The sequence below is a fragment of the Janthinobacterium algoris genome (assembly GCF_051380935.1).
Classification (GTDB): domain Bacteria; phylum Pseudomonadota; class Gammaproteobacteria; order Burkholderiales; family Burkholderiaceae_D; genus Janthinobacterium.
Genome location: NZ_JBNYXZ010000003.1, coordinates 360,895 through 370,220, shown reverse-complemented (window position 1 = coordinate 370,220; position 9,326 = coordinate 360,895). Strand labels below are relative to the sequence as shown.

Below are 9,326 nucleotides of genomic sequence, written 5' to 3'. Positions count from 1 at the left end.
GAACTTAAAACTTCACCCAGGTGGCGGGGTCGAAGGCGCGGCCCTGATGGCGCAATTCAAAGTATAGCCCTGATTCCTCGTTGCCGCCGCTATTGCCCGCGCTGGCAATGGCGTCGCCACCCTTGACGGCATCGCCCACCCGTTTCAGCAAGGATTGGTTATTGCCATAAATACTCATGTACTGGCCGCCATGGTCGACGATGATCAAATTGCCGAAACCGCGCAGCCAGTCGGAAAACACCACGCGGCCGCCGGCGATGGCGTGGATCTCGCTGCCTTCGCCCGTGCGGATGAACACACCCTTCCAGCTGGGGCCGTCACCGCGCTTGCTGCCGAAGCGGGCGGCGATCTTGCCTGCCACGGGCGCGCGCAACTGCCCTTTCATGCTGGCAAAGGCGCCGGCCGGCGCGGCCGGACCCAGGCTCGGGCGTTCCGGCTCCGGTTCCGGCTTGGGTTCAGGCTTCGGCGTCACCTTGGCCACTTGCGGCGGCTCGTCGTCATCGATCGGTTCGAGTTTCACAGGCGGCGGTGGCGGCGTCTGCGGCTTGATCTTGCCCGATTTGTTTTGTTGCTCTTTCGCAATGCGTTCGCGTTCGGCCTGCGCCTGGGCGGCTTTGGCGCGCGCGGCCAACAGGCGTTCGCGTTTTTCCGCGGCAATCTTGGCGTCCGCGGCCGCTTTTGCGGCGGCGCGCTGCTCGGCCAGCAATTGCTGGCGTTTCTTTTCGGCAGCAGCGGCGGCGGCCTGCTCTTCGATCAGTTTCGCCAGCTTGTCGACCAGGTTGCCCATGCGCTGCTCGTCGCGCTCGACATTGCCCACTTCCTTGCGCTGCGCCACCAGGCGTTGCGACAAGCTCGTCAGCAAGGCGGCGCGGCGCGCCTTTTCCTGCACCAGCAGGGCCTTCTGATCGCGCTCTTCCTGCGCGATTTCTTCCAGCTCATCCTTGGCGTTCTGCACGTCGACCTGGTTTTTCTCCACCGCCAGCAAGTTGGCGCGCAAGGCTTCCAGCAGGCGTGCCTGCGCCTGCGACACATAGGCCATCAGTTGCAAGTCGCGGTTGATGCGGTTCGGATTGTCGCCCGACAAGAGCAGCTTGATGCGGTCTTCGTTACCGGCGACATATTGTTCACGCAGCAATTTGGATAGCTGCGCTTTTTGTTTCTCGACGGTGGCCGTCAGCTGCTGGTGCTCTTGCCCCAGCGCATTGAGTTTCACGCCCGTCGCGCTTTGCTCCTGCGCCAGGTCGCGCAAGGCGCGGTTGGCGTTGGAAATGGCCTCTTCCGACTCGGCCAGGGTATCGGCCGCGTCATCCTTGGCGCTTTCCGTGCGGCTGATGTCGCGCTTGAGCGCCGTCAGCTTTTGTTGCAATCCAGCACGTTGTGCTTCCGCGGCCGCTTTCTGCTTGCTGCGTTCGGTGGGCTTGGCACCCTGTACGGCGCCGCTCGACAACAGCAGCGCTGCGCACAGCATGGCACCGGCGCGCCACGCCGGCAGGGGTCGTTCAGCAGAGGGGGCGATCGCTGTGCCGCAGAAGAAAGACAACAAGTTACTTGGCCTTCCCTTGGTTCGCCACGGCAGCTTGTGCTGCCGCAATCGCTGCCGGGTCGCCCAGGTAGTAATGACGGATCGGTTTCAGGTCGGCGTCCAGTTCATACACGAGCGGCTGGCCGTTCGGAATGTTCAGGCCAACGATATCGCTGTCGCTGATGCCGTCGAGCATCTTGATCAGCGCGCGCAGGCTGTTGCCGTGGGCCGAAATGATGATTTTCTTGCCGGCGCGGATGGCCGGGGCGATTTCTTCGTCCCAGGACGGCATCACGCGCGCCACGGTGTCTTTCAGGCATTCGGTCAGCGGAATCGACGCTTTCGGCAAGCCGGCATAGCGTGGATCGTTGAACGAGGCGCGGTCATCGTTCGCTTCCAGCGGCGGCGGTGGCGTGTCGTAGCTGCGGCGCCACACCAATACTTGCTCGTCGCCATACTTGGCGGCTGTCTCGCCCTTGTCCAGGCCTTGCAGGGCGCCATAGTGGCGTTCGTTCAAGCGCCAGTCGTTCTTGATCGGCAAATACATCATGTCCATCTCGTCAAGCGCCAGCCACAGGGTACGAATGGCACGCTTCAGGACGGAAGTGTAGGCCACGTCGAACGTAAAACCTTCCTGCTTGAGGATCTGGCCGGCGGCCTTGGCTTCGTTGACGCCCTTTTCCGTCAGATCGACGTCGGTCCAGCCGGTGAAGCGGTTATCGAGGTTCCAGGTGGACTCGCCGTGACGCATGAAAACGATTTTGTACATAGTTCTATCTTCTCAAGGGGTTCAAATCAAAAAAGCAAAACGTAAAAAGACCTCGTCCAGCTTCTATTTTATAATGCGCGGATTGACTTAAACCATTGGACCCTACGTGAAATTCATTATCGACCACATTTTTCTGTTTGCCATCGTCATTATTTCCGGCGGCGCCCTTCTCTGGCCACTGCTGTCGATGCGCGGCAAGCGCGCGACCGTGCTGGAAGTCACGCAACTGATCAACCGTGGCAAGAGCGTCATCGTCGATGTGCGCAACGCGGAAGAATTCGCCACGGGCCACTTGCCTGACGCGAAAAACATGCCGCTGCCGGAACTGGCAAAACGCTTGGGCGAGCTGGAAAAATTCAAAACGCGCCCCATTGTAGTGGTTTGCCAGAAAGGTTCGCGTTCGGCAACGGCCGTCGGCCTGCTGACCAAAGCCGGTTTCGCGGAAGCCACCAGCCTGGAAGGCGGCCTCGACGAGTGGAAAAAGCAAGGTTTGCCATTGAAAACCTTGTCGCTGGCGAAGTAAACCAGCATTTATTGAAGGAATCATCATGACCGTACCTGTAATTGTGTATAGCACCGCCGTGTGCCCGTATTGCGTGCGCGCCGAGCGCCTGTTGGAATCCAAGGGCGTGACCGTGCAAAAGATCCGCGTTGACCTCGACCCGGAAGAGCGCATCAAGATGATGGAACGCACGGGCCGCCGCACGGTACCGCAGATCTATGTGGGCGACACCCACGTGGGCGGATTCGACGATTTGTATGCGCTCGATCAAGCCGGCAAGCTGGACCCCTTGTTAAATGGCACGGCAGCCTGATATAAAGCGGGTGCGAGAAATTGCTTGGTTTTTTGTCGTAGTGTTTTGATACAATTGCCCTTGCACCTGATCTGGCCGCGCCTATCCGGCGCGGTTTACATACCGCAAGCACCATATTTGAACGGTGTGCCGTTCTTGTCCTTTACAACGAAAGCGTTCCATGTCTGACGAAAATCTGCAACCAGTCTTCCAAATCCAACGCGTCTACCTGAAAGACATGTCGCTGGAACAACCAAATTCCCCAGCTATTTTCCTGGAACAAGAAGCACCAGCGATTGAAGTGGCTCTGGACGTGGGCGCTGCGCCTCTGGCCGACGGCATCTTTGAAGCCACCGTGACCATCACCGTGACCGCCAAAGTCGGCGATAAAGTCGCTTTCCTGGTTGAAGGCAAGCAAGCTGGTATCTTCGAAGCACGCAACATTCCTGCCGATCAACTCGATCCGCTGCTGGGAATCGGCTGCCCGAACATCATCTACCCTTACCTGCGCGCCAACATCGCCGACGTGATCACCCGTGCCGGCTTCCCGCCAGTGCACCTGGCCGAGATCAACTTCGAAGTGTTCTACCAACAACGTCTGCAAGCTATTGCTGACGCCGCTGCCGCAGCGCCAGCAGCCAGCGAAACGCACTAAGAACATCTCACCAAACCTGCTGCGCGGCGCGCCTGGCAAGCCGTGATGCTCGCTGTGCTCTAGCACAGCCGCGCTTCTCGGCCACAATGCACTGCCGCTCGCGACGGTTTTGTGAGTGTTCTATACTGCAGGTAAGAAACGGCGGCCTGGCCGCCGTGTTTCGTTAAGGTTCAAAAAAATATCATGTTGAAAAGTGCGCTCTTGAGCAAGTTCCGCTGGATAGCCGGCGCCGTGCTGCTGTTGGCCACCGTCGCCAGCCACGCCGTCGATTTCAAAACGGTGGGCGCGGCTCCCGTGATCCTGTACGACGCGCCGTCCGCCAAGGGCGGCAAGCTGTACGTGGCGCCACGCGGCATGCCGCTGGAAGTCGTGCTCAGCTACGGCGAATGGGTCAAGGTGCGCGACGCCAGCGGCGAAATGGCCTGGACGGAAGCCAAAGGCCTGTCGGCCAAGCGCAACCTCGTGGCGCGCGCCGCGAACCTGAAGGTACGCGTCAGCCCCGACGACACCGCCTCGTCCCTCATCCTCGTCGACAAGGGCGTGCTGCTGGAAATGAGCGAGCAGCCCAGCGCCGGCTGGGTCAAGGTGCGGCACAAGGATGGCCAGAGCGGCTACGTCAAGACCAGCGAAGTGTGGGGCCTGTAAGAGCCTATCCCAGTAGATGAATAATCCCTACTGGGATAGGCTCTAAGCACCGCCAGATTCATCCGGGCAACGGCCAGCTGCGCCGTGCCCCTCCCCCTCCCAGACTGAGGTTGCATGCACATTTCCCCTGAAAACACTCCCGATACCACCGCATCCACCAAGGCCGCGCCGCGTCGCATTACCGTGCTGGGCGCCGGCGCCTGGGGCACGGCCGTGGCGATGGCCCTGGCCGGCCGCCACGACGTGCTGCTGTGGGGCCGCAATGGCGACGCCATGGCCACCATGGCCGCCAGCCGCGAAAACAGCTATTTACCGGGCTTCCCCTTACCACCGCAACTGCGCATAGTCGCCGATTTCGACGCCGCCGTCGCGCATGCCGCTGGCGAACATGGCCTGCTGATCGCCGCCTGCCCCGTGGCAGGCCTGCGGCCCCTGCTGTTGCAACTGAAAGACAAGGCCATCACCAAGCTGGTGTGGCTGTGCAAGGGATTTGAGGGCGGCACGGGCCTGCTGCCGCACCAGATCGTGCAGCAAGTGCTGGGCGACACGGTGGCCGGCGGCGCCCTGTCCGGCCCCTCGTTCGCCCAGGAAGTGGCACGCGGCTTGCCGTGCGCGCTGACCATCGCCTCACACAATGCCGCCTTGCGCGCCGTCGTCGTCTCGGCCTTGCATGGCGGCACCATCCGCGTGTATGCCAGCGAAGACCTGGTGGGCGTGGAAGTGGGCGGCGCCGTCAAGAACGTGCTGGCGATTGCCACCGGCGTGGCCGACGGCCTGGGCCTGGGCTTGAATGCGCGCGCCGCACTGATCACGCGCGGCCTGGCAGAAATCACGCGCCTTGGCGCGGTCCTGGGTGGCCAGACGGAAACCTTCATGGGCTTGACGGGCATGGGCGATTTGATTCTGACATGCACGGGCGACCTGTCGCGCAACCGCAGGGTCGGCCTGGGCCTGGCGCAAGGCAAGGCGCTGGACACCATCGTGGCCGAACTTGGTCACGTGGCAGAAGGCGTGCCCTGCGCCAAGGCCGTGCGCGAACTGGCGCGCCGCATGGGCGTCGACATGCCGATCACGAATGCGGTGGCCGGCGTGCTGTTCGACGGCGATTTACCGCACGTGATGGTGCAACAGCTACTGTCGCGCGATCCGCGCGATGAGGCGGCCTGAGACGCCCTGCATCGCCAGGAAAAATCTAACGTCCCGCCTTGTGCATGAGTATAGTCAGCAGCAATAGACTGTCTTCGCGCGCGGCCAGTGCATGCGCCTGGCCGCCGTGCAGGTACAACATCTGGCCCGGCCCCAGCACTTGCTCCTTGCCATGCGCATCCACTGCCACCTGCCCTTGCAGGCACAGCAAAGTGATTTCACCGAGGACATGATGCTCGGGCATGCTCTTGCCCTTGGGCATGCACATGCGGATCAATTCCAGTTCATCCGTCCTGGCCAGCGCGATGGCGGAAAACTGCGACAGGTCGTCGCCGTCCCTGCGCAGCACCTCGATCACCTGTCCTGAACTTGCGTGCTCCAGTGCCATCATGTGCTCCTTCAGCAATTACTCGGTGACTTCCTCCGGCTCTTTCGCGCCGCGCATCCACTCCACCAACGGCCACGCATCCTTCAAGCCTTCCGCCAGGGTCGGCAGCAGTTTCTCGGGTTCGTTCACGGGCAGCGGCACTTCGGTCCAGACAAAAAAGCTTTTCAGCTTGATGAATTCGATATGTTCGGCATCCGCCTCGAAGCCCTTGGGCGGGCGCTGCAACTTGCCCTCGTTCTGGATGCTGCCGAAACGGGCTTTTAAACGCTTATTTTTCAGCACTTTGGAAAAACCTGGCGCGTCGTTGAGCATATGTTCGCGCAGCGCCTTCAGGCGGCCCGGTGGCGGCATGTATTCGCCGGCGCCGAACAGCAGGTTACCCTGGCCATCGATCTGCAGATAATATGTGGGGCCGCCAGCCTTGCTGGGACGGCGCATGTCGTTCGGCGCGATGGCGGCCGAAAAACGCGTTTTATACGGACTCTTGTCGTGCGCGAAACGCACGTCGCGGTTGATGCGGAACAAGGCCTTCTTCGGATTGCAGTACTTCACGGCTGGATCGAACTTGCCCAACTCACCGATCAGGCTGGTGACCAGCGCGAGGAATTCTTCGCGCAGGATGTCGTAGCGGGGCTTGTTCATGACAAACCAGGGACGATTGTTGTTGTCGCTCAGTTCACGTAAAAATTGGGTCAAATCACGCACATGCATGTGTCAAATTCCGATCAGCAACTATTTGGAAAGCTCTTTCGGGAGGGGGCGCTTGCCCACCATCACGTCGAGCGCCACTTCGCGATTCTTGCGCAGCACCGTCATTTTAGCTTTTCCGCCGGGCGGCAGTTGGGCGATCAGATTGAGCATTTCCGTCGTGTCGCCGACGGGCTGGCCTTCCACCGTCAGCAGGATGTCGCCGGGCACGATGCCCGCCTTGTCGGCCGGGCCGTTACGCACCACGCCGGCGATGATGGCGCCGCTGGTGCGCTGCAAGCCAAAGCTTTGCGCCAGCTCGGGCGTGATGTCCTGCGTTTCCACGCCGATCCAGCCGCGCACCACATGGCCATCCTTGATAATGGCTTCCATCACCGTCTTGGCCGTCGAGACGGGAATGGCGAAGCCGATGCCGACCGAGCCGCCGCTTTGCGAGTAAATCGCCGTATTGATGCCGATCAGATTGCCGCGCGTATCGACCAGGGCGCCGCCCGAGTTGCCGAAATTGATGGCCGCATCCGTCTGAATGAAATTTTCAAAGCTGTTGATGTGCAGATTGTTGCGGCCCAAGGCGGAGATGATGCCCATGGTCACCGTCTGTCCCACGCCGAACGGGTTGCCGATGGCCAGCACCACGTCGCCCACGCGCGCCAGTTCCGACTGGCCCAGCACGATGACGGGCAGTTTGTCGAGGTTGATCTTGATCACGGCCAGGTCCGTTTCCGGATCCAGGCCCACTACCTTGGCCGGCGCCTTGCGCCCGTCCGTGAGCACCACTTCGATTTCGTCAGCGCCTTCGACCACGTGATTGTTGGTCAGCACATAGCCTTCATGGCTGACGATGACGCCCGAACCGAGGCTGTTTTTCAAGCCCTCGTCATCCTCGCCGTCCGGGTCGCGCTCGCCGAAGAAACGTTTAAAAAAGGGATCGCGCGCCAACGGATGGGCGCCGCGCTTGGGCACTTGCAGGGTGAGGATATTGACGACGGCGGGCATGGCGCGCGCCGCCGCGTCGCGGTAGGAACCAGGCGCCAGGCTGCTCGACGCCGTTTCCACCACGGGGACCGGTTTTGCAGGAGAACCCAGCTGCTGTACCCGGCTGGCCGGGCGCAACGCGCCATACACAAAGTACAGCGCCAACGCGATGGTCACGGTTTGCGCAAACAATAACCAGAATCGTCGCATACAGTTCTCTGCCCAGGTCAGCCGGCTATTGCCGGAACGACTTATTTTGCCAGATCGTTGCTGTTCTGTCCGTTCTTCTGCAGGGAGTCGCGGATTTCACGCAGCAGCACGATGTCTTCCGGCGTGGCCGCTGCCACTGCTGGCGCGACCGGTTCGCTGCGGCGGGCCTTGTTCATCAGGCGCACCATCTGAAAGATGATGAAAGCAAGAATGACAAAGTTGAGTAAAATGGTCAGAAAGTTACCGTAGGCCAACACGGCACCTGCCTTTTTCGCTTCCACCAGGGTCATCGTTGTAGCTTGTCCGTTCAGGGGCAGGTAGTAATTGGCGAAATCGAGGCCGCCGAAAATGCGGCCGATGGGTGGCATGATCACGTCTTGCACCAAGGAATCGACAATCTTGCCGAAGGCGCCACCGATAATGACACCGACCGCCAGATCGACAACGTTGCCTTTCATTGCAAACTCTTTAAATTCCTTCATCATTGCCATGAATTTCTCCTTCGGATAGATATAAAAACATGCCGATCATACTATTGATTCCCAGTGCTACCAACTTGTGGTTGTAGTCAGGACCAATTCGGGCACAGCCGGGCGCATCTAGTTCGAAAGAACTAGCCACCTCCTGCAAAAGTATATAAATTATGGTACAAGCAACGTTTTTGTTTTATTCGTTGTTTGCTTCACTTATAATTTGCGGTTGCCAGTAACGGGTTTATCCGCTACTGGATAATCAACAAGAAACTGGCACGGGCTGCGCCATTGACCGAAGTTCCGCAGGGATGTTGCCACTTTACCGTACAAAGATGCGGGTTGCGGCAATCAGTGGGAAAGAGCTTCGGCGACGGGTTTTTCGCGGCTGCCACTCATAATAAAGATTCGCATTTTGACTGATTGGGGTTTGCATGAGTAACGAAAAGCAGGTCGATTCAGGCCGTCGCGGCTTGCTCGTCGCCACGTGCGCGGCGGGCAGTGTAGTTGGATTGGCAACCGCGGGAGCATTGGTAAGCACCTTCCAGCCGTCGGAGCGCGCGAAAGCGGCAGGCGCGCCGGTCGAAGTAGACATCACCACCTTGCAACCCGGCGAAATGCGCACCGTCGAATGGCGCGGCAAGCCGGTCTGGATCCTGAAGCGCACGCCGGAAATGATCGCGTCGCTCAAACAAACCGATGGCAAAGTCGCCGATGCCAATTCCCAACGCAACCCCGACGAATTTACGCCACCGTACTGCATGAACGAAGCGCGTTCGATCAAGCCTGAAATTCTCGTCGCCGTCGGCATCTGCACCCACCTGGGCTGCTCCCCTTCCTCGAAATTTACCCCCGGCCCGCAACCGTCGCTGCCCGATGACTGGGAAGGCGGCTTCCTGTGCCCTTGCCACGGCTCCACCTTCGACATGGCAGGCCGCGTGTTCAAGAACAAGCCGGCACCGGACAATCTGCAAGTGCCGCGCCATATGTACCTGAGCGACACCAAATTGCTGATAGGTAAAGACGAGAAAGGCGAGGCTTGAT

The 9,326-nt window shown here is 60.2% G+C and carries 12 protein-coding genes; 6 read left to right on the top strand and 6 right to left on the bottom strand.

Going from position 1 to position 9,326, the window contains the following annotated elements; all coding sequences use genetic code 11:
• Positions 1–4: 4 nt before the first annotated feature.
• The gene (locus ACQ4W7_RS06665; RefSeq protein ID WP_436529395.1) at positions 5–1,468 is read right to left on the bottom strand and encodes a murein hydrolase activator EnvC family protein; all 1,464 of its coding nucleotides are present in this window, start codon (positions 1,466–1,468) and stop codon (positions 5–7) included.
• Between the two features lie 76 nt (positions 1,469–1,544).
• Positions 1,545–2,291, bottom strand: coding sequence for a 2,3-diphosphoglycerate-dependent phosphoglycerate mutase (gene gpmA, locus ACQ4W7_RS06660; protein ID WP_096233264.1), 747 nt, complete (start codon positions 2,289–2,291; stop codon positions 1,545–1,547).
• 106 nt (positions 2,292–2,397) lie between these two features.
• On the opposite strand from gpmA, the gene ACQ4W7_RS06655 reads away from it, so the two are divergent.
• The 5 genes from ACQ4W7_RS06655 to ACQ4W7_RS06635 all read left to right on the top strand — a co-directional run bounded on the left by ACQ4W7_RS06655 (position 2,398) and on the right by ACQ4W7_RS06635 (position 5,552).
• Positions 2,398–2,814, top strand: coding sequence for a rhodanese-like domain-containing protein (locus tag ACQ4W7_RS06655; protein WP_426073448.1), 417 nt, complete (start codon positions 2,398–2,400; stop codon positions 2,812–2,814).
• A 25-nt stretch (positions 2,815–2,839) separates the two neighbouring features.
• Entirely contained in the window at positions 2,840–3,106 is a 267-nt protein-coding gene (grxC, locus tag ACQ4W7_RS06650) for a glutaredoxin 3 (RefSeq protein ID WP_219310287.1), read from the top strand.
• 160 nt (positions 3,107–3,266) lie between these two features.
• Positions 3,267–3,740 carry a protein-export chaperone SecB gene (gene secB, locus ACQ4W7_RS06645; protein WP_010394167.1) on the top strand — a complete coding sequence of 158 codons (474 nt, stop codon included), beginning with the start codon at positions 3,267–3,269 and terminating at the stop codon, positions 3,738–3,740.
• Between the two features lie 183 nt (positions 3,741–3,923).
• Positions 3,924–4,385: an SH3 domain-containing protein gene (locus tag ACQ4W7_RS06640; protein ID WP_426073449.1), complete on the top strand. Its 462-nt coding sequence runs from the start codon at positions 3,924–3,926 to the stop codon at positions 4,383–4,385.
• Positions 4,386–4,499: 114 nt separating this feature from the next.
• Entirely contained in the window at positions 4,500–5,552 is a 1,053-nt protein-coding gene (locus ACQ4W7_RS06635; protein ID WP_436529294.1) for an NAD(P)H-dependent glycerol-3-phosphate dehydrogenase, read from the top strand.
• 25 nt (positions 5,553–5,577) lie between these two features.
• Here the strand turns inward: ACQ4W7_RS06635 and ACQ4W7_RS06630 are convergent, their stop codons facing one another.
• From ACQ4W7_RS06630 to mscL, 4 genes are read right to left on the bottom strand one after another with little or no spacing between them, the layout of a single operon-like run.
• On the bottom strand, positions 5,578–5,922 hold the full coding sequence (locus tag ACQ4W7_RS06630; protein ID WP_426073451.1) for a cupin domain-containing protein: 345 nt from the start codon (positions 5,920–5,922) through the stop codon (positions 5,578–5,580).
• A 15-nt stretch (positions 5,923–5,937) separates the two neighbouring features.
• A complete protein-coding gene (locus ACQ4W7_RS06625; RefSeq protein ID WP_426073452.1) occupies positions 5,938–6,630 on the bottom strand; it encodes a DUF2461 domain-containing protein in 693 nt (230 codons plus the stop codon).
• A gap of 21 nt (positions 6,631–6,651) precedes the next feature.
• Entirely contained in the window at positions 6,652–7,812 is a 1,161-nt protein-coding gene (locus ACQ4W7_RS06620) for a Do family serine endopeptidase (RefSeq protein WP_426073453.1), read from the bottom strand.
• A gap of 41 nt (positions 7,813–7,853) precedes the next feature.
• Entirely contained in the window at positions 7,854–8,303 is a 450-nt protein-coding gene (gene mscL, locus ACQ4W7_RS06615) for a large conductance mechanosensitive channel protein MscL (RefSeq protein WP_436529291.1), read from the bottom strand.
• Between the two features lie 413 nt (positions 8,304–8,716).
• On the opposite strand from mscL, the gene petA reads away from it, so the two are divergent.
• Positions 8,717–9,325: a ubiquinol-cytochrome c reductase iron-sulfur subunit gene (petA, locus tag ACQ4W7_RS06610; protein WP_426073455.1), complete on the top strand. Its 609-nt coding sequence runs from the start codon at positions 8,717–8,719 to the stop codon at positions 9,323–9,325.
• The last annotated feature ends 1 nt before the right edge of the window (position 9,326 follow it).

Coding starts and splice junctions, on each gene's coding strand:
- ACQ4W7_RS06665 (WP_436529395.1), bottom strand. CDS start 1,468: ATGCTGTGCGCAGCGCTGCTGTTGTCGAGCGGCGCCGTACAGGGTGCC.
- gpmA (WP_096233264.1), bottom strand. CDS start 2,291: ATGTACAAAATCGTTTTCATGCGTCACGGCGAGTCCACCTGGAACCTC.
- grxC (WP_219310287.1), top strand. CDS start 2,840: ATGACCGTACCTGTAATTGTGTATAGCACCGCCGTGTGCCCGTATTGC.
- secB (WP_010394167.1), top strand. CDS start 3,267: ATGTCTGACGAAAATCTGCAACCAGTCTTCCAAATCCAACGCGTCTAC.
- ACQ4W7_RS06640 (WP_426073449.1), top strand. CDS start 3,924: ATGTTGAAAAGTGCGCTCTTGAGCAAGTTCCGCTGGATAGCCGGCGCC.
- ACQ4W7_RS06635 (WP_436529294.1), top strand. CDS start 4,500: ATGCACATTTCCCCTGAAAACACTCCCGATACCACCGCATCCACCAAG.
- ACQ4W7_RS06630 (WP_426073451.1), bottom strand. CDS start 5,922: ATGATGGCACTGGAGCACGCAAGTTCAGGACAGGTGATCGAGGTGCTG.
- ACQ4W7_RS06625 (WP_426073452.1), bottom strand. CDS start 6,630: ATGCATGTGCGTGATTTGACCCAATTTTTACGTGAACTGAGCGACAAC.
- ACQ4W7_RS06620 (WP_426073453.1), bottom strand. CDS start 7,812: ATGCGACGATTCTGGTTATTGTTTGCGCAAACCGTGACCATCGCGTTG.
- mscL (WP_436529291.1), bottom strand. CDS start 8,303: ATGGCAATGATGAAGGAATTTAAAGAGTTTGCAATGAAAGGCAACGTT.
- petA (WP_426073455.1), top strand. CDS start 8,717: ATGAGTAACGAAAAGCAGGTCGATTCAGGCCGTCGCGGCTTGCTCGTC.